The sequence below is a fragment of the Nocardia sp. NPDC046763 genome, from assembly GCF_040645495.1.
Classification (GTDB): Bacteria; Actinomycetota; Actinomycetes; order Mycobacteriales; family Mycobacteriaceae; genus Nocardia.
Genome location: NZ_JBEYYI010000010.1, coordinates 240,982 through 259,608, shown reverse-complemented (window position 1 = coordinate 259,608; position 18,627 = coordinate 240,982). Strand labels below are relative to the sequence as shown.

The 18,627-nt window shown below is 66.3% G+C and carries 19 protein-coding genes, 1 tRNA gene and 1 pseudogene; 10 read left to right on the top strand and 11 right to left on the bottom strand.

Annotated features, from left to right (window positions below; genetic code table 11):
- Positions 1-21: 21 nt before the first annotated feature.
- Complete coding sequence (locus ABZ909_RS19195) at positions 22-819, bottom strand: hypothetical protein (protein WP_357001179.1); 798 nt, start codon at positions 817-819, stop codon at positions 22-24.
- A 139-nt stretch (positions 820-958) separates the two neighbouring features.
- Positions 959-1,201, bottom strand: coding sequence for an MbtH family protein (locus ABZ909_RS19190; protein ID WP_357001177.1), 243 nt, complete (start codon positions 1,199-1,201; stop codon positions 959-961).
- Between the two features lie 720 nt (positions 1,202-1,921).
- On the opposite strand from ABZ909_RS19190, the gene ABZ909_RS19185 reads away from it, so the two are divergent.
- From ABZ909_RS19185 to ABZ909_RS19175, 3 genes are all read left to right on the top strand, one after another.
- On the top strand, positions 1,922-3,625 hold the full coding sequence (locus ABZ909_RS19185) for a cutinase family protein (protein WP_357001175.1): 1,704 nt from the start codon (positions 1,922-1,924) through the stop codon (positions 3,623-3,625).
- A gap of 201 nt (positions 3,626-3,826) precedes the next feature.
- Positions 3,827-4,021, top strand: coding sequence for a hypothetical protein (locus ABZ909_RS19180; protein ID WP_357001173.1), 195 nt, complete (start codon positions 3,827-3,829; stop codon positions 4,019-4,021).
- Between the two features lie 590 nt (positions 4,022-4,611).
- Positions 4,612-5,400 carry an FkbM family methyltransferase gene (locus ABZ909_RS19175; RefSeq protein WP_357001170.1) on the top strand — a complete coding sequence of 263 codons (789 nt, stop codon included), beginning with the start codon at positions 4,612-4,614 and terminating at the stop codon, positions 5,398-5,400.
- Between the two features lie 633 nt (positions 5,401-6,033).
- Here the strand turns inward: ABZ909_RS19175 and ABZ909_RS19170 are convergent.
- From ABZ909_RS19170 to dcm, 4 genes are all read right to left on the bottom strand, one after another.
- Entirely contained in the window at positions 6,034-6,747 is a 714-nt protein-coding gene (locus tag ABZ909_RS19170) for a maleylpyruvate isomerase family mycothiol-dependent enzyme (protein WP_357001168.1), read from the bottom strand.
- 27 nt (positions 6,748-6,774) lie between these two features.
- Positions 6,775-7,536, bottom strand: a complete 762-nt coding sequence (locus ABZ909_RS19165; protein WP_357001165.1) for a DUF998 domain-containing protein — start codon at positions 7,534-7,536, stop codon at positions 6,775-6,777.
- 122 nt (positions 7,537-7,658) lie between these two features.
- Positions 7,659-8,081 carry a very short patch repair endonuclease gene (locus ABZ909_RS19160; RefSeq protein ID WP_357001162.1) on the bottom strand — a complete coding sequence of 141 codons (423 nt, stop codon included), beginning with the start codon at positions 8,079-8,081 and terminating at the stop codon, positions 7,659-7,661.
- A 101-nt stretch (positions 8,082-8,182) separates the two neighbouring features.
- Complete coding sequence (dcm, locus tag ABZ909_RS19155) at positions 8,183-9,325, bottom strand: DNA (cytosine-5-)-methyltransferase (protein ID WP_357001214.1); 1,143 nt, start codon at positions 9,323-9,325, stop codon at positions 8,183-8,185.
- Between the two features lie 275 nt (positions 9,326-9,600).
- Between dcm and ABZ909_RS19150 the strand changes: the two genes are divergently transcribed.
- Positions 9,601-10,203: a putative glycolipid-binding domain-containing protein gene (locus tag ABZ909_RS19150; protein WP_357001159.1), complete on the top strand. Its 603-nt coding sequence runs from the start codon at positions 9,601-9,603 to the stop codon at positions 10,201-10,203.
- A 16-nt stretch (positions 10,204-10,219) separates the two neighbouring features.
- Here ABZ909_RS19150 and ABZ909_RS19145 read toward each other — a convergent pair whose 3' ends face one another.
- Positions 10,220-11,170, bottom strand: a complete 951-nt coding sequence (locus ABZ909_RS19145) for a prephenate dehydrogenase (RefSeq protein ID WP_357001157.1) — start codon at positions 11,168-11,170, stop codon at positions 10,220-10,222.
- A gap of 58 nt (positions 11,171-11,228) precedes the next feature.
- Between ABZ909_RS19145 and ABZ909_RS19140 the strand changes: the two genes are divergently transcribed.
- From ABZ909_RS19140 to ABZ909_RS19130, 3 genes are all read left to right on the top strand, one after another.
- Positions 11,229-11,768: a tRNA adenosine deaminase-associated protein gene (locus ABZ909_RS19140; RefSeq protein ID WP_357001154.1), complete on the top strand. Its 540-nt coding sequence runs from the start codon at positions 11,229-11,231 to the stop codon at positions 11,766-11,768.
- A 26-nt stretch (positions 11,769-11,794) separates the two neighbouring features.
- Positions 11,795-12,232, top strand: coding sequence for a nucleoside deaminase (locus ABZ909_RS19135; protein WP_357001211.1), 438 nt, complete (start codon positions 11,795-11,797; stop codon positions 12,230-12,232).
- A 54-nt stretch (positions 12,233-12,286) separates the two neighbouring features.
- Positions 12,287-12,377 (top strand) — tRNA-Ser (locus tag ABZ909_RS19130).
- A gap of 79 nt (positions 12,378-12,456) precedes the next feature.
- On the opposite strand, the gene ABZ909_RS19125 is transcribed toward ABZ909_RS19130, so the two are convergent.
- From ABZ909_RS19125 to ABZ909_RS19115, 3 genes are all read right to left on the bottom strand, one after another.
- Entirely contained in the window at positions 12,457-13,404 is a 948-nt protein-coding gene (locus tag ABZ909_RS19125) for a cellulase family glycosylhydrolase (protein ID WP_357001152.1), read from the bottom strand.
- The gene (locus ABZ909_RS19120; protein ID WP_357001149.1) at positions 13,391-13,984 is read right to left on the bottom strand and encodes a PadR family transcriptional regulator; all 594 of its coding nucleotides are present in this window, start codon (positions 13,982-13,984) and stop codon (positions 13,391-13,393) included. Before ABZ909_RS19120 ends, ABZ909_RS19125 begins: the two co-directional genes overlap by 14 nt.
- Positions 13,985-14,074: 90 nt before the next feature.
- Positions 14,075-14,326, bottom strand: a complete 252-nt coding sequence (locus ABZ909_RS19115) for a hypothetical protein (protein WP_357001146.1) — start codon at positions 14,324-14,326, stop codon at positions 14,075-14,077.
- 6 nt (positions 14,327-14,332) lie between these two features.
- Here ABZ909_RS19115 and ABZ909_RS19110 point away from each other — a divergent pair, with 6 nt between their 5' ends.
- A complete protein-coding gene (locus ABZ909_RS19110; RefSeq protein ID WP_357001143.1) occupies positions 14,333-14,908 on the top strand; it encodes a hypothetical protein in 576 nt (191 codons plus the stop codon).
- A gap of 75 nt (positions 14,909-14,983) precedes the next feature.
- On the opposite strand, the gene ABZ909_RS19105 is transcribed toward ABZ909_RS19110, so the two are convergent.
- Positions 14,984-17,311 carry an MMPL family transporter gene (locus ABZ909_RS19105; RefSeq protein WP_357001140.1) on the bottom strand — a complete coding sequence of 776 codons (2,328 nt, stop codon included), beginning with the start codon at positions 17,309-17,311 and terminating at the stop codon, positions 14,984-14,986.
- A gap of 219 nt (positions 17,312-17,530) precedes the next feature.
- Here ABZ909_RS19105 and ABZ909_RS19100 point away from each other — a divergent pair, with 219 nt between their 5' ends.
- Positions 17,531-18,118 carry a TetR/AcrR family transcriptional regulator gene (locus ABZ909_RS19100; protein WP_357001137.1) on the top strand — a complete coding sequence of 196 codons (588 nt, stop codon included), beginning with the start codon at positions 17,531-17,533 and terminating at the stop codon, positions 18,116-18,118.
- Between the two features lie 37 nt (positions 18,119-18,155).
- Positions 18,156-18,623: pseudogene (locus ABZ909_RS19095) on the top strand (Rrf2 family transcriptional regulator); the annotation flags it as partial.
- Between the last annotated feature and the right edge of the window lie 4 nt (positions 18,624-18,627).

Below are 18,627 nucleotides of genomic sequence, written 5' to 3'. Positions count from 1 at the left end.
TCGGGCCGACTACCGGTGGTTTCAGTCGTCGACCGTCCGCGGGGGTGCGCTGAGTGCTTGCACCGCACCGAGAGATGCGCCTATGCCGGCACCGATGACCGCGAATGGAACCTCCATGAGGGCCATGCCGTAAACGGCGCCTATGGGACCCGCTGCAAGGCCGATTGGCGCAAATGGCAGGCCGATCGCCGTACCCATCATGCCGCCGACGACCCCACCGAACAGCCCGAAGGGGCTCACGACCGCTGCTCCCACCACCGCGCCGGTCACGGCGCCGCCGATCGTTTCTCCTGCGACGCGGTCGGACCGGCTGCGCTCCATTCCGATCGAGTCGAGGAAGGTTGCTGCGCCGGCCTCGGCTTGGGCGGCGCCATCGTTCAGCTGGATTGCCAGCTCACGATTCAGGAACCCCGGTGAATCGACTTGCACGTCACCGAAACGCAATTTGCCCGGCGGGGGCGCAATTGGCGGCACCGGGGCTACCGGCCCGGGCCCGTGCAACGCTCCGAGGGGAGCGAGGTACCTGTTCTCCGGTATCGGCCGCGCCCACTGCAGCGAACTCAGCGTGTTATCCGGAATCCGAAACCCCTGGTACGGATGCACATTGGGTGCTTCAGCCGCGGGCCACTGCACCGGCTGGTCGCCTCCGGGCTGGTCGGGTTGGGTCTGGTCGGGCTGAGTCTGGTCGGGTCGATTCTGATCGGGCTGATTCGGGTCGGGCTGATTCTGGTCTGGCTGATTCGGGTCGGGCTGAGATTGTTTGGTGCGCTCGGTATGCGCGGCGTTCGCGGCCCCGGTTCCCGCCAGCCCGAATGTCAATGGAACTACTCCCGCGACGACCAACGACACCATTTTGTATCGGACCAAGTGGGGAGCTCGATGTTTGCCTGTGCCCATGGATCGCCTTTCATGTGGAAAGAGATTTCAACTCCCACGTACGCGCTGATTCGGCTTCGGGTCAAGCGTCGACGACCTGAGCTACCGCGGCATCGGCGGATATCGACTGCCTCAGGGTTTTCGGACGCATATCAGTCCAGTTCTTCTCGATGTATTCCATGCAGGCGTTTCGGCTGTCCTCGCCGAACGCTCGATGCCACCCGTTCGGGATCTCGGCAAAGCTTGGCCACAAGCAATACTGTTCTTCGTGGTTGATCAGAACGGAGAACTGGCCGTCTTCGTCGTCGAATGGGTTCGTGCTCATTTCACCTCACTAGATAATGGCATTGTGTGCGGATGTATGGCATCTGCCCTGCGTTGTAGAAGTTCGGGCAAAATCGGCTGGACCCGCCGAAATTCCGAACAATTGCAGCATTAATTGCGTAGTGGGGGAGCAGGACAATAATCCCGGGTGCGTACATGCCTTGTACGCACCCGGGATGACTAGATCAGCACCATCTGTTCTCCGTCCGTGCGAGTCGACATGCCCGCAGATCACGCCTGCGAACCGCACAGTATTCGGTACCGGACGGCGCACGGATGGGAACTGGCCGGAAATCTATCCACCGTGGACCAGGACGTCAAGCACTGCCGCACAGCTGGCGTGTCATAGGACTTGTTCGTGCAGAACGGGCAAAATGTGAAGATTGGTCATGGGTGCGGGCCACCGGCGCGGCGAATTGCCCCCATCTACGACGGCCGTAGCTTCGAACTGCACATAGTGTTCCCCGCGGACCGCAGCATGGAAAGGCAAATGTTACGTGCGGCATGCCACTTCGCAGCAGGACCCCCAGCTCCTGGATCGCTGCTGCCCGTCGCTAACTGGGCATGTGACCGAGAGATGCATATATCGGCACCCGGGAAGATCGAATATTGCTTGCTCTCATCAGCGGACTATTCGCTACAAAATGTGGTGAGTTCATTCTGGAGGATTCGTCCATTGATGCCCCAAACGCAGGCGTGGTCGACAAGCGCGAGGTTGTCAGTGGCCGCGACGCTCGTATTCATTACCTCCACTATGGCGGTGGGGTCGGCAGTGGCCGAGCCTGCAGATGGCGCTACCTTGGATTTGCGCTCGTGTCCGAGCCTGTTTCTTCTCGGGGTGCAGGGAACGAGTGACTCGTCGCCCGACACGCCCGTTTCCGTCGATGGTGGCACATTATCGGCGGTCTTCGTTCCGGTAATGTCCGCCGTCGGTCAGGCTGTAGCGAGCCGTGCATATGTTCCTTACCAAGCATCTTTCGGCGGATTCATGCCCGGTAGCCGGGTGCCGTACGCGAAGTCCATGACCGGTGGTCTATCCCGTCTTCGGTCGATGGCCGGCGAAGTCGTCTACCGCTGCCCGAATACAGAACTTGGGTTGGTCGGGTATTCGCAAGGTGCACATGTTGTTTCGATATTCGCGCGCGAGATTGGCGCCGGAGAAAGCCTGGTGCCTGCGGATAAGGTAGCGGGGGTGGCGTTGTTCGGGGATCCGACCCGTAGCCCAGCCGCGCCTGTATTTCCCGGAGATCCGGGCAAGGACCATCCTGACCCGGCCCCCGGCACTGTCGGGACAGAAGTGGCTGCGCTGCCGAAGTTTTCGCTTCCAACGCCGTCTGGTGGAGGCATCGGGCCGGTGCGCGATATCGCCGAAGACTTCGGGCAGCTCACCGGGCGGGTTGCCTCGGTGTGCCTGCCCGGTGACCTCGCTTGCGACGCACCTACCAGGTCTCCGCTGCTGCATATGATCGTGACCATGGTCGGCCAGATCGAATTCACGCCGGCCAACCCCGTCGTGACGCTATCGTCCATCCACCGCGTAATCCAGGCGACAATCGCGAAGACTCTGATGGCAGTGGTGGACGAGGACCTACACGGCTACTCGCTCGGAACGCTGTCGTTGACTCCGGAAAAGACGCTCAGCATCCGCCTGGCCGAAGCCGCTGATCTGCGCGTCCCGGCCGACCTGCAGTCTCGCGAGGCGCTGCTGAAGCTGGCCACCGCTGCGTTCAACACACTCCTTTCGATCACCGGGGCCGTGGTGTCCAGCTCCGAATATGCCGACATCGCCAGCCTTGCGACGCTCGACCCGCTTGCCGCCATCGCCCGGCTGGACAGGGCTATCGGGTCCGCGTCGACCAGCCAGCCGCCACAACAAGATGTGTTCCGCCTGCTCATTGAGATCTTCGATGCTCTCGGACAGATCGGTGCCGACAACGCGGAACTTCTCGACCCGCAAACCTGGCTTCGCTTCGCTGACACCGCTCGCCGCCACGTCGGTTATACCCGCGCCGATGGCGGCGACCGCCCCAGCACTGCAGTGCTCAGCGACTGGTTCACCGCACTGGCTCGTGACTTGGCTGGTCGCAACCTCCCCTCACACAGCAGCGAGGCGGTCGGGTCGGCCCCATCCCAAGGTCCGGCAGGAACCGAGCACGACTCTCCGATCGCGCCTCCTGTCTCTACATCTGCACCGCAGATCGGCACCACTGCCCCGACCGCGGCGCCACCGATCAAGACCAACTCCGACGATGCTCTCGGCTTGCTCGACCGCGTGTCGAGTCGACTAGCGGTGTTGGTCCTGCTCGGTCTCACCGTCGCCCTGGTAGTGGGTCGACGTGTTTCCGATCTCCGCCGCGCAAATCGCTCGCCTGCACGCGACCGTGCCGTCCCGGGAGAAACGGAAGAGGACATCGATCGGAAGTGACCGACGCTGGCAGTGGTGACCGGCTACCTGCCCGGAGTGGCTACCCGTCGTCTGGGGAAGCTCTCGAATCTCTCGGCATCACAAGACTTTCCAGGTTGGAAGTCTCGATGATCGCGTACGGCGTGAACGTTCGTCGAAGCGTTGCGCACCAGGCCACTCGATCAAGCGTCTTACACATTCGTCGGCCCCGCTGATACCGAGTTGCGCGAGAACGAGCGCATGGTCGAGCCGGCAGCGCTGTCGCGCACAGTGAACTTGATGGCGGTCCGTCCGATGAGCTCATGGCTGCTGCGCCTCTGCCTGTTGTCGGCCGCTCTGATGAAGCGTCGAAACTCTTTGGATATCAGGCTCTCTGGCGAATTGAGCGCGGTAGCGGTTGGCGGCGGTGGCAAGTGAACCGGTCGCGGTGGGCCCGAAATGCCCGACGCTGAAACGCCGCCGGGAAGCGCGTAGGAGAGCGCCCCGTGTGGCTACACTCATCGACGCTGCTGAAGGATGGCTGATGGACGGATTTCTCAGCGAATGTTCATCGGCTGCGACCTTTCCGATCGTAAGATGCTGGGAGGTATCGCAACGTGGGGCTGGGAGAAATCGTCGCACGTCGGTGCCGAGCCGCATCCCGGCAAGTGACGCGCTGAGCTGAATAGTTGTCTCGCGAAAACGCCTTGGGTAACTGGCGTGGTGACGCCGCTTCCATGTCGACGACGTTGCCGTGCAGGTGATCTCGAGGATCAGCAGGAGCCAGGTTCACTGTGCTGCGATGCCGCCGAGTGTGAGCGAGAGAAGAAGCGAATGCGACCTCAGCTGGAAAGTGTTCGTGTTCGATGAAAATACGGTATGGATCCACTGCTTACGCACACGCGTAGCGCCTTTGTCACCGGCCATAACCGGCACCAACACGGTCGTCGGCGCGCAAGTCTGCCCAGAGCTGAGAAACCCCGGACACTCTGGCCGTCGTCGGCCCCGACTGAAAGGTTCACCAACGTATGTTGACCACCCTCCAGCCGTTGCGACTCGACGATGACAGGATGGTGACTTGCACGAGTCCGGCCGAGGCGCGCATGCTGTGGCGCGAGGCGATGGCGACGAACGGTTTCTACCGACACGCCGCTGGGCGCCTGCGGCCCGGAGAGATCGTCCTGGATATCGGCGCGAACATCGGACTCACCGCGATGATGTTCGCCGAGTCCTGCCCCGGAATTCGGGTCATCGCGGCCGAGCCCGTACCGACGATTTTCCACTGTCTGCAGCGCAACATGGCCACTCATGTGCCTCAGGGGGTGTCGCTGCAGGTTGCGGTCGGCGCCGTGCCCGGGATCATGCCGTTCACCTGGTACCCGCGAGCGTCGGCCAATTCCGGTCTGTATGCCGACCGCGAAGGAGACGACGAAACGACCAAGATCTTTCTGCGCAACAGCGGCCTGGATGACGAATCGATCGGACACATCACTGCCGGTCTGCACGACGGCCAGCAGATCGACGTGGAGGTCACCACGGTATCGGCGCTACTGGCCGAACACGCCCGTGACGCCGAGATCGGATTGCTCAAAGTGGATGTGGAGCGGGCGGAATTGGACGTATTGCACGGGATTTCCGAAATGGACTGGCCCCGTATTCGCGCCGTTGTGGCCGAGGTTCATGACACCGACGGCCGCCTGGCCCAATTCTGCGAGTTGTTGAGCCGACACGGACTGTCCCCACACAGTAGGCAAGACCCCTGCTTGGCCGGAACCGAATTGCACGAGATCTACGCAGCCCGGTCGTCGGCCAGCTGACCCGATTCGATTGGAAGAGGGACTTTCGAAATAGCGGCGGATCTTGACCTTGGTCCGACTGGCCGAACCTGACGGTTCGGCCAGGAAGGATCGTGCGGTGTCGGAGATGCTCTACGCCGTCGCGAAGAAGGGCGCGGCAGATCCTGCGAAGACCGCGAAAGGCCTTACCGCCAGGGAGATCTCGGCCTACTTCGCCGAGTTATACGGGCGTCGGTGTCCAAGTGCACCGTCTCGGCGATCATACGGGCGAATGTCGCGACCATGGCCGCAAGGCACTGCGGCTCGCGGTCGATTCTGCTGACGATGCTGGGTCGCCGGTGACGCCGAAGTCGCCACTGCTGCAAGCTCATTCAAAGTTTCCAGGGCTCGTCGGTCACGACGATCGGCAGTCTCGCCGCCGTCGGCGGCCAAATTCGAATGATTCGACGACAAACCGTGCTGTCCCGCGTGGGACAGGGACCGGCCACCGGATCTGATCCGCACATTCGAGCTTCCGGAACAGGCCGCTCGTCCGTACCCGTTTCGGCGTCGTCGGCGGCGACACGGACCCTCGCACCCCATGGACGAATGGTGTGGGTCGTTGGCTTTCGGGACCGGCGGTCCCGAATCGCCTCGGCTCCCGGGGCCGCCGGGTTACTTCCAGGCGGCGAGGTCGGGGAGATTGCCGGTGAGGTCGGTGCCGGGGGAGCGGCCGATGAGCCAGGCGGCCAGTGCGGCGGCAGGGCCGGTGACAGTGGTGGTCGGGGTGCCGACCGTGCCGGTGTAGCCGGTGTCGGTGGCGGTCACCGTGAAACCGGTGCCGTCCACGGGTTTGACCTCGCTGATGGATTGGGTCAGGAGGCGGGTGGTGAAGTCCTCGGACCAGTCGGCGGGGGTATAGCCGACGGCGAGATCTACATGGTGGATTTCCACTTCGAGCAGGCGCATCCAGGGGATGCGGGTGGCAGGGATTTCGCCGCCCTGGCGGTTGCGGACGAGGGTGGGCCAGCGGTCGGCGGGCATGACCCGGGCCAGGTCCAGCCAGCGTTCGGCGGAGGCGGTGAAGTCCTCGAGCTGGTCGCGCAGGGGGCGGTTCGCGCCGGCCTCGATGTCGGCCTCGCGGAGGAATTGGCTTGCGTACTGCGGGGTTTCGATGCCGGTGCGGGCCCACAGCAGCAGATTGACCAGGCTGTCGGCATTGCGGGAGAGGTGGGCGAGCACGTGGCCGCGGGTCCAGCCGGGCAAGAGTGAGGGTTCCACCAGGTCGGCGTCGCCGAGGGCGGCGATCGCGGGGAGCAGGCGCTCGGTCGCGGCGGCGACGGTGTCGAGCAGGGCTGCGGTGTCGGCGAGTTGCGCATCGCTGGTCACGAGTCCGACCCTACCCAGTCGGAGCGGTCAATGGCCGGATGAGCGCGCGATGCGCCAATGCCGGGTCGGGATTCCGGAATCCCGTTCGGCCACAACGATTTGCACCGCCAGCGCCACCAGCCACAGCGACATGGCCCCGACCTGGATGCGTTGTGCGATGCCCAGGCCGTAGTTGCCGGGCAGATTGTCGGCGATCAGCATCCACGCCGTCACCGCCGAACCGACGATCAGAATCCACAGTCCGGTGTGCCGCAGAATCGGCCAGCGCCGGTATTTGAAGGCCGCCACGGTGAACGCGATCATCGCGATGTAGATGGAGAACACCGCCAGCGAGCTGGTCAGCGCATGGATCTGGTGCAACTGCGGGAACAAGCCGGTGTCCACATACCGTTTGGGCCCGTTCGGATCGTCCGGCACGATGGGCCATTGCGCGTCCGCGATGGTGGACGCGCCGAAGCAGACCAGCGCCGCCCAGCCGATGGTCGAGTACCGCCGCCGCGAGAACAGCAGCAGTCCGCCCAGTCCCGCCCCCACCAGCAGCGTGCCGGACCCGGTGTCGCTGGTGTTGAACACCCAGCTGAACGGCGCGCCCTTCTCGGCCAGCTGGCTCAGGAAGGTGTTGGTGGGGTTGCTCTTGATCGGGAGGATGAATTCCAGGACCCAGGAGGAATAGCCGAGTCCGGCGACCGCGATCAAGATCGCGATGAACCAGCGCAGCACCCGCCGCCATCGCGGCTGGAGGGTGTCCTCCACGGGAGCCGCCTCGGCTAGTTTCTGCTCGGTTGGCATCACCGCACTCGCTTTCGCTGGCCTCGCTTACTCGTACTGCCCTGCCCGCAGTTTCTGATCTGTCCGGACTGGTCCGCTGGTCCGGTCGTAGGACCATTGTCTCCCATGCGCCGGCGAGGACGTCAGACGCCGCGCGCCAAAGCCCGCATCACCAGGTCGGCCGCCGACTCCGCGGCCTCGTGTTCCCACACCCGCACCACGGTCCAGCCCGCCGCAGCCAGCCGGGCATCGGTATCGCGATCGCGTGCCACATTGCCCGCCAGTTTGTCGGCCCACCACTGGGCATTGTTCTTCGGGCGTGTCGCATGCTGCGGGCAGCTGTGCCAGAAGCATCCGTCCACATAGACCGCCACCTTTCGCCGCGGGAACACGAGATCGGCCCGCCGCCGCAGTCCCGGCAGCGGAGCCCGGTCCACGAAGAAGCGTTTTCCGCGCCGATGCAATTCCCGCCGCAGGGCCAGCTCCGGCTTCGTCCCCGCGCGCCGCTGCCTGGCCATGCGCGCGCTGGTCGCCGCATCGGTGCCCGGTGCTCGCGCATCCGCCATCGGGCCATCCTCGCCGCGCCCGGCGCCGCCGGCAAGGTGCCCCTCCCGGCGCCGCCGGCAAGGTGCCCCTCCCGGCGCCGCCGGCAAGTGCCCCAGAGGTGTCATGCGGCCTCGCGCGGTGCGCCCCCCATACGCTCCAGATGGTTCTCCACATCGTCGAGGAACCCGTCGGGGAAACGCAGCGAACCCATCCGGGTGCGACGCAGGAAACCCGCGGTCGCCCGCGCGGACAGCAGCCGGGAGTCGTCGAGGAACCAGCGCAGATCCTCGTACGGCGCGTGAACGGGCCAGGTGGACACCGGAACCCGATGCACCTCCCCGCGATGCCCCCAAGCCGCCATTGGCCAGCTGCGGCGGGTCAGCGGTTCGCCGTCCGGGATCGGATCGTCGGACGGGTTGGTGACGCGCTCGGCGATCCAGGACGCCATGCGCACACTCACCGCATTGCCGACCAGTTTCCAGCGATGCCCCGGCCGCACCCCGGGCACGGCGAGAGCGGCTGTGGTCCAATCCCGGTCGAAGCCCTGCAGCCGCTCGGCGTCGGTGATGCCGGGCGTGACCAGTTCACCCGATGGGAGTCGCACCGCGGGCGGGCTCGCAATGCCCAGGGCCGAACCGCCTTTCAGGGTGGGCACGGCATTCACCGCCCAGCCCAGGCCGCGGGTGCCCTCGGTCCAGTAGAAGCCGCATGGATCGTGCGCCGGGTCGCCCACCTCGCGGGGCCCGGCGTCCGTGCCGAACAGAATCGGCCGCGGATCCTCGGTGCGGGAGGCCAGCATCAGCACCCGCTCCCGCCGCTGCGGCAGCCCGAACGCGCGGGCGTCCACCACCCGGTAGGCCCAGGTGTAGCCGAGGTCGGTGAGCGCGGCGGTGATGTGCCGCATCGCCGCGCCGCCGCCGAGCTGCAGCATGAACGGCACATTCTCGATGAGCAGCCAGCGCGGGCCCTTCTTGCGCTTGACCAGCCGGAACACCTCGTCCACCAAACCCGAACGGGCCCCGGTGATCCCGGCCGTCCGCCCGGCCTGTGACAGATCCTGGCAGGGGAAGCCCGCCGCCACCAGCTCCGTCCCCGACGGCAGTGCGCGCAGCTTCGTCACATCGGAATGTAGTGGTACGTCCGGGAAATGCGCCGCCAGCACCGCCTGCGCTCCGGAGTCGATCTCGCACAGCAGTTCACTGCGCCATCCGTGCGCCGCGAGCCCGAGCTCCAGCCCGCCGATGCCGGCGAACAGGCCGACCATCCGCGCGCCCGTCACAACAGTCCTTTCACCCCGGATTCCCCCGTGCCCCAGAGCACGTTACTCGAGTCCCCGCACCCCCACCGTGACCAACACCCCTGCCCACCCCCGGTCCAGAGTCCCTCGCTATGACTCGGGTGGGTGATCGGTACTCGATGTCGTGCGCGAACACCGGGAACCGGTCGGCGCCGTTGCATGTTGATCACGATGTGCCGTCTGGGGAGTGATACCGGCCGGGGATCGCCGGTGCGCGGGCGCGGGGAACTACGGTTATAGGCGTGACGGATAACGGGAGTGAGGACGCCAACCCGGTTGCGCCGCGGTGGCCGGCCATTCTCACCTGGCGGGCGCACAATGCGTCGCGCATGGAGTCGGTGCGGGTGGTGCTGAGCGGCAACCGGATTCGCGCCGCGGGCCGCATCATCGCCGGCGACTGTGAGGACCACCCGGCCTTCAGCGCATCCTACGACCTGGTCACCGACGAATCCGGGGTGACCAAGCGGCTGTCGCTGCGCAGCACCCTCGCCTCGGGCGAACGCCACGCCTCGATCGCCCGTGACGAGGAGAACTACTGGCTCATCGACGCCGGAAACACCCACGTGCGCTCCACCTTCGGCGGCGCGCTGGATGTGGACGTGGTGCTGAGCCCGTTCTTCAATACCCTGCCCATCCGTCGCTACGGGCTGGCCCACGCCAGCGAGGACGTGCAGGTTCCGGTCGTCTACGTGCGCCTGCCCGATCTCCTCGTGCAGGAAGCCGGCCTCACCTACAGCAGCGGCCCCGACGGCATCCACGTGCTCTCGCCCGTCTCCAGCGCGACCGTCACCGTCGACGAGGACGGCTTCCTGCTCGACTACCCGGGCCTGGCCGAACGGATCTAGCCGGGGCCGGGCCTGCCTAGTCCAGGGTGGTCAGGACGCCGCCGGAGCGGCCCGCGTCGATGAGCTTGGTGAGCCAGTTGTGGTCGCCGGGGCGGACATCGGTGATGACCCAGCGCTCGTTGTCCTCGTAGTCGTTGCGGGCGTCGTGCCCGGCTTCGGTGAGTTCGATGATGGTGCCGTTGGCACGCAGGCTGTCCCGGGCCTGGGTGAGGACCTCGAGGGTGTCGTCGAGCACGTCCAGCAGCGCTGCGGCGTTCGGTTCGCAGATGGCGCGGACCAGGTCGGGGGCGGTGGCGGCGACGCGGGTGCCGTCGCGGAAGGAGCCGGCCGCGAGTCCGAGGGCCAGCGGGCCACCGTTGGAACCCTCGATGGCGAGGGCCTCGGCGAGGACGTGGGGCAGGTGCGAGATGCGGGCGACCGCGCGATCGTGTTCCACCGCCAGTACCGGCACCACCACCGCGCCGCAGTCCAGTGCGAGCTGCGCGACGCGCCGGAAGGGGGCGGCATGTACGCCCGGATCGACGCTCACCGCCCACGCCGCGTTCTTGAACAGCTCGGGAGAGGATGCGGCCCAACCGGATTCGCTGGTCCCGGCCATGGGGTGGCCGCCGACGTAACGGGCGCCCAGTTCGTGACGCTGCACGGCCGCCGCGACCGGCGCTTTCACGCTGACCACATCGGTCAGTACGCAGCCGGGAGCGAAGGTCTTCACGTCCGAGAGCACGGCGTCGATGGCTGGCATGGGCACGCCGATCACCACCAGCGCATCGCGTTCGGCCGCCCGGGTGAGCACCGCCTGTGCATCGCTGATCACGTCGTATCCGTCCAAGCGGGCCGCCTTCGCACCGACCTCGGACCGGTTGTAGCCGAACGCCTCGTACCCGGCGACGGCAGCGGCGCGCAACACCGAACCGCCGATCAAACCGGTACCCAGGACGCAGACAGCTGGTTTCGGAGTGCCCGTCATGCGACCAGATTCGCATACGACTTCAACATTTCCCCCGAAGCGGACTACCGTTGCGGCCATGGCAGCACAGCGCTCGAGCACGAACAGGGCGGCGTCGGATGAATTCGACGACGTGGAAGGGTTCGCAGTGGCGGTTGTCCGCGAGGAAGCCAACTGGAAAGTGACGCCCCTGAGCGACGCCTCACTGTCCAGTCTGTCCGCGGCCGAGCACGAGCTGCGCGCATTGCGAAGTTCCGGCGCGGTGTTCGGCCTGCTCGATGTCGACGACGAATTCTTCATCATCCTGCGCCCGGGCCCCACCGGCAGCCGCATCCTGCTGTCCGACGCCACGGCCGCCATCGACTACGACATCGCGGCCGATGTGCTCGAGGAACTCAATATCGAGATTCCCGACATCGACCCGGACGAGATCGACGATGTCGAGCCCTGGGAGGAAGGCGACCTCGGCGTCCTCGCCGATCTCGGCCTGCCCGAGCCGGTGCTGTCGGTCATCCTCGCGGAGACCGACCTGTACCCGGACGAGCAGCTCGGCATGATCGCCCAGCGCCTCGGCTTCGCCAACGAATTCTCCGCGGTCCTGGACAAGCTCCCGCGTTGATCGGCTCGCTCGCCTCGGACGAGGCGATGATGCGGGCCGCCATCGCCGCGGCAGCTGCCGCCGACCCGCGCGATGTCCCCGTCGGTGCGGTCGTTTTCGATGCCCAGGGCCGGGAGCTGGCGCGTGCCGCCAATGCCCGTGAAGCCCTGGGCGATCCGACCGCCCACGCCGAGGTCCTGGCCCTGCGCGCCGCCGCCCGGGTGCTGGGCGACGGCTGGCGCCTCGAGGGCGCGACCCTGGCCGTCACCCTCGAACCGTGCACCATGTGCGCCGGCGCCCTGGTCCTCTCCCGCATCGGCCGCCTGGTCTTCGGCGCCTGGGAACCCAAGACCGGCGCCGTCGGCTCCCTGTGGGACGTGGTCCGTGACCGACGTCTCAATCACCGCCCCCAGGTCCGCGCCGGCGTCCTCGAACCCGAATGCGCCGCTCTCCTCGCCGATTTCTTCGATTCCCACCGCCCCTAGCCCTCTCTCCAGGCGATTTCAGGATCCGGCGGGTGCTCAGGTAAAGTCACCAGCGGTGGCGTGTCCGAGCGGCCTAAGGAGCACGCCTCGAAAGCGTGTGAGGGGTAACCCCCCTCCGAGGGTTCAAATCCCTCCGCCACCGCCACAGCCCCTGGTCTGCGAAAGCAGGTCAGGGGCTGCTTCTTTGATCGGGCAAGGGCGCCGATCTCTGCTCGGGCGCCGGATCAGTCCATCAGTGCGCGCAGCAGTGGCTGATTCCAGCGCTGGGTCTCGAGGTCGTAGAGGGAGAAGACAGGGGCGAAAGACCAGCAGCCCCAGGAGAATCCGTGCTCCTCGGCCAGCCGCCGGTTGAAGTCGGTCCACCGGGCACGGCTAGCGGTGTCGGCATTGGTGCTGGTACCGAATTCGCCGACGAAGATCGGGCGGTCGTTGGCCGCGGCCCAGGCGGCCAGGCCGGCGTAGCCCGCCGTCAATTCGCCGCGCTGCTGGTCGGTTCCGGTCCAGGTGGTGCCGAGCCATGAGCGCGGATCGCCGAACGGGTTGTCGGTGCCCAGCCATTCCTCACCCTGCATGGTGAAGGTGATCGGCCAGTACTGGTGGATGGTGACGATCAGATTGGGGTCGTCGGGTAGCGACAGCTGAGGCAGCATGCGGAGGTTGTTGTAGGCGCCGGGGCCGAAAACGACGGCGCGCTCGGTGTCGGCCGCGCGGACCACCGCCAGCAGCGCGCGCAGGGTGTCGTTCCACAGCGGGTCGAGGGCGTCGCGGGGTTCGGTGAACGGCTCCAGCACCACCGACCGCGGGCGGTCGGCGAACGCGGTCACGACCTGGTCGGTGATCGACAGCAGCCGCGGCATCTGCTGGGGTGGGTTCGCGATCAGGTCCGGGTCGAGGAAATTGGTGAGCACCACCGCCAGGTCGCGCTCGGCCGCCAGGTCCAGGTAGGCGTGGACGCGGTCCAAAGCCTGTGGCGCGATCCGGAAGTCGGGTGCGCCGCCGCAGTGCGCCGCCCAGTAGACGCCCAACCGGACCGCGGAGAACCCCGCCTGCCGGAAGAGGTCGAATTCGCGGGCGGTCAGGTCGATCGTGTAGCCGGACTCCAATTCGGAACCGAGGTTCGGGCACACATTGATGGTGCGAGCCAGCAAACGGTTGACGTCATGAATGGTCATCGGGGTACTCCTCATCCGCGAGGGGCCAGGACAGGGTGCCCTGACGGAGGTCGGCCGCGAAGGCGAGCAGCCAGTCACGCTCGGCGCGGCGCAGTGCTTGGGCGTAGGTGTGATCGGCGAGGAAGACCGGCTCGACGCCCAGCGCGGCAGCGAGCCCGGCATCGACCTCCCCGATGGTGCTGTCGATGCCCTCGGCCCGGCGTGAGACCAGTTCCGCCACTTCACTTCTGGGCAGCGCGAACATGAAGGCCAGCGCCACCGCGAAGGCGGCCGCGCCGTGCACAGGATCGCTCAGCAACTCCCGCAGCCACTTCCGCAGCGCGGCGACCCCGTCCGGGGTGATGCGATAAACCGTGCGCTCCGGCCGATTTCCGGTGCGCGCCGGATCTTCCTGCTCCACCAGCCGTGCCGCCACCAGCCGGGGAACCAGGTCATACAGCGTCGCGTGTTTGAGGCCGAGGGTGCGATCGATCCCGCGTTCACGCAGTACGGCCCGCATTTCGTACGGATGCCGTGCGCTTTCCGCCAAGAGGCCCAGCACGGCCAGAGCCGGAGGACTGAGCAGCGGCCTGGGTGGCATGTGGCCCCTTTGGTCGAACTCGATTGGTCGAATTCGACTATATCAGCGGCGCTGCTCCCGCATCGGGAAGCCCGTGTGGGGTTTTGTTTTTCAGGGGCGTAGGCCGTCGAGGAGCAGGTCGAGGACGCGGTTGATCGCGGTGGGGTAGGGCTCGGTGGGGGCGGCGTAGATCTGCAGGGTCATCAGGCGGGCGATGTCTTCGGGGGTGACGTCGGGGCGCAGTGTGCCTTCGGCGCGGGCCCGCGCCGTGAGATTCGCGATTCGGTCGGTGATGCTGATGCGGACTCCGCTGAGGGCGGGGTCGGACTTCATGTCGGCGCGGAGGCCGGATTCATCCGCCACCTGGGTATGTACGTCGCGACCCTGCCGGTGGACCGGGCCTTCGGCGACGAGCGTGAGGTGATCATGTTCAACCGCCCGGGCCGGGCTATCACCGTGCACCCGTCCAAGGGGAAGGCGGTGGCGGCCTTCATGTTCCGTCGCGAGGCGGTGACGGGCTTCGACCACCGCGACCTCGATCTGCACAAGCGGCTGGTCGCCGACGCCTTCTCCGGGCCGATCGGCATCTTCGGCGACCTGCTCGATCAGCTGAAGGCTGCCGACGACCTCTACTTCGACTCGGTGAGCCGAGTTCGGTTGCCGCGCTGGTCCGATGGCCGTGTCGCCCTGGTCGGCGACGCCGGATCCTGCCTCTCCCTCTTCGGTGACGGCTCCACCCTCGCCATGGCGAGCGCCCACACCCTTGCCGAGGAACTGACCCGCACCCCCGACCATCCGCACACCGCTCTCGCCGCCTACGAGCGGCGCCACCGCACGCTGGTCGGGCCCAAGCAGCGCGGCATGCGCGCCGCGTCGGCGCTGATGGTGCCCGCCACCTCCGCGGGCATCGCGGTCCGCAATGCCGTCACCCGCTTCATGCGGTGAAACAAGCAGTGACACAAAAGAACTCGGCCCCCATCCGGGGAATCGGGTGGGGGCCGAGCGGCTTTCGTGCGGGGGTCAGCCGACCGTGGCGGGCTGCTTGTCCTCGACGGGGGTGGCGGACTGCTTCAGCTCGGCGAGCTTGGCGCCTTCCACGTCGATGTCGGGGAGGATGCGGTCCAGCCACTTCGGGAGCCACCAGGCCCACTTGCCCAGCAGGGCGAGCAGGGACGGGATGAGGACCATGCGGACGATGAAGGCGTCGAAGAAGACGCCGGCCGCCATGGCGAAGCCCATGGACTTGGCCACCACGTTGTCGTCGAGCATGAAGGCGCTGAACACCGAGATCATGATGATGGCGGCGGAGGTCACGACGCGGGCGCCGTGGTGGTAGCCGCTGACCATGGCGTCCTTGGCGGACTTGCCGTGCACGTACTCCTCACGCATGCGCGTGACCAGGAAGACCTGGTAGTCCATGGCGAGACCGAAGACCAGGCCGATCAGCATGATCGGCAGGAAGCTCACCAGCGGATGCGCCTCCACCAGGCCGAAGTGGCCCTCCTGGAAGATCAGCACGGTCGCGCCGAAGGTGGCCGCCATGGAGAGCAGGAACCCCAACGCGGCGGTCAGCGGCACCAGGATGGATCGGAACACCAAGAGCAACAGGATGAATGCCGCGCCGGCCACGATCGCCAGGTACGGAATGATCTTGTTCAGCAGCGCCTGCGAGACGTCCGCGTAGATGGCGGTGGTGCCGGTGATGCCGTACTCCATGCCGTACCGGTCATGGAATTCGGACTCGGCATTGCGGGCGTTCTTGACCAGGTCCTTGGTCTCCTGGTTGTTCGGTCCGGACTTGGGCACGCCCATGAACATGGCGGCCTGCTTGTCCGCGCTGGGCCGGGCCGGGGTCAGGTAGTCCATGCCCGGGTAGGAGGCCAGCTTGGAGCGCAGCGCGTCGAGGGCCTCGGTGCGCTGGTTCTCGGGCGTCTTGCTGAGGTCGACGGCCACCAGCAGGGTGCCGTTGGCGCCCTCGCCGAAGCCCGCGGTCTGCAGGTCGTACGCCTTGCGGACAGTGGTGTGTTCGGGCATGGAGTCGCCACCGGGCAGACCCAGTTGCAGGTTCACGGCGGGCGCGGCCAGCAGACCCAGCAGCACCACGGAAATGCCCAGCGTCAGCGCGGGCGCCTTGCCGATGAGGCGGGCGAAGCGCATGCCGTTGGTGACCGAGGTCTCGTCCTCGGGATCGTGCTTGGCGACCAGCGGCAGCTTCGGCTTGAACAGGAAGCGGCCGAACGCGCCCATCAGCGCCGGCATCAGGGTGACGGCGACCAGCACAGCCATGGCTGCGGAGACCGCGCCGAAGATGCCCATGTAGGTGAGGAAGCTGACACCGACGAAGCTCAGGCCCGCCAGCGCGATGATGACGGTCAGACCCGCGAAGATGACGGCCGAACCCGCGGTGCCGACCGCGGTGCCCGCGGCCTCTTCCGGCGAATTCGACACGGCCAGTTCGTGTTTGTAGCGCGAGACGATGAACATGGCGTAGTCGATGGACAGCGCCAGGCCGATCATGGAGGCCAGGATCGGGGTGAAGGTCGGCACGGTCAGGAAGTGGGTGCCGAACATGATGATGGAGATGGCGGTGCCCACACCGACGAGCGCGGTGAGGATCGGCACGAAGGCAGCCACGATCGCGCCGAACGCGATCACCATGACCACCAGCGCCACCGCGATGCCAATCAGCTCGGAGGAGCCGTTCGACCCGCCCGGATCCTGCGCGATCGAACCGGTGAGCTCGACCTGCAGCCCGGCCGCCCGCGCCTCGTCGCCCACCTTGTAGGCGGCGTCGCGGTCGGCCTGCTTGATGTCGGAGAACTTCGCGATGTTGAACTTGGCCTGGACCGTCGCCACCGAATCCGGGTTGGTCTTGTTCAGCACGTTCAGCGGCGCGCTGGAGCAGATCGCGGAGAAGTTCGGGTTGGAACGGTCGCTGCCGAGGCAGTCGATGCCCGCCTGCTCACCGATCTTCTTGGTGGCGTCGATGGGATTCATCAGCGGCGACGACTTGTCCATGATGGGCAGGTCACCGAGCTTGGTCAGGAACTGCGACAGCGCGGCCTGCGGCCCGGGATCGGTCAGCTTCTGACCCTCCGGCGCGGCGATCACATAGGTGCCGCTGACGGCATTGGGGTCGAACTCCTTGGATGCCCCCGGGAAATGCGCGTCGAGGATTTCCGTGGCCCGCTCCGAAGGCAGGTTCGGCATGGTGAAGGAGTCCTGGAACGGCTTGGCGAGGGCCCCGCCGAGTCCGCCGATGACGAGCAGCGCGGCGATCCACGCCGTGATGACTATCCATTTCCGGCGGAAGGCGAACTTTCCCCACCGATAGAGGTATACGGACACAGGGGTTCTCCTGGCGATGGTCTGTGCGGGCGAAAACTGGGGTGCTGGTGTGCGAGCGCGTAGACAGCACTGCCGCCGGGAGCACTCGGGCTCCCCGCCTCCACGAAACTAAATCTGCCTACCGTGCGGTAGGTAGACTACCGAGCAAATAAGCGGAGGAACAACCTCGACTCTAGGTGGCGTTGATCGCACACCGAGCGCGGGTGAGAGGATGAGAACATGGGTGGCCAGGTCGGTTCCGGAACAGTTGTCGCAGGTAGAAGCACCAAGAATGCAATCCGGGATGCTGCTCTGCAGTTGTTTTCGACCAAAGGGTTCGATCACAGCAGCCTGCGCGAGGTCGCCGATGCGGTGGGAATCACAAAAGCCTCGCTCTACTATCACTATGCTTCGAAGGTCGATCTTCTGGTCGCGATCATCGAGCCGATGTTCGAGGAAGTGCGTGATCAGGTCGAGAGTCTCGATGACATTCCGCACACCCCCGAGAACGTGCGCGAGGTCATCCGCCGGCGCCTGCGGTCGACACTGGCCAACCGTCAGGTGGGCGTGCTCTGCATGCGCGACACCGTCGCGATCGTGAACGCCCTCGGCAACCGCTATCCCGACATGATCGAATTGCATCACCGTATGTGCCGCTGGATGGCCGGGCCCGATGCCGACAATGACACCCTGCTGCGCGCCGCCGCGGCCATGCAGGTGCTCAGCACCGCGATGATGTCCCAGGAGATCGTGCCCGACGCCGATGCCGATCACGTCGAGACGACATTGTTGAATGCCGCACTCGGCGTGCTGAATCCGGCGCGATAGGGTTCTCCCTCACCACCGATCTGTTTCAGGAGTTCTCGTGCACATCACCGCGAAGGTCGATTACGCGGTGCGCACCCTTGTGGAAATCGCGAAGGCGCAACGGGATTCGGTGAAGGCCGACGCCATTGTGGCCGCCCAGGCCATTCCGCCCAAGGTGCTGGAATCGGTGGTGGCGGATCTGCGCAAGGGCGAACTGGTCGTCAGCCGCCGCGGTCCCGACGGCGGTTATCGCCTGGCCCGCCCGGCCGCCGAGATCAGCATCGCGGATGTGATTCGCGCGGTGGAGGGTCCGCTGGCCTCGGTGCGCGGGCAGCGGCCGGAGGACGTCAGCTACCCGGGTGCGGCCGAACCGCTGCAGCGGGTGTGGATCGGGCTGCGGGTGAATATCCGCTCGGTGCTGGAGCGGGTCACCGTCGCCGATATCGCCCACGATCTACTGCCGTCCTTCCTGGACGAGCTGCTGCACGATCCTGATGCCTGGACCCGCCGTCCCCGCCCCGCGAGCGGAC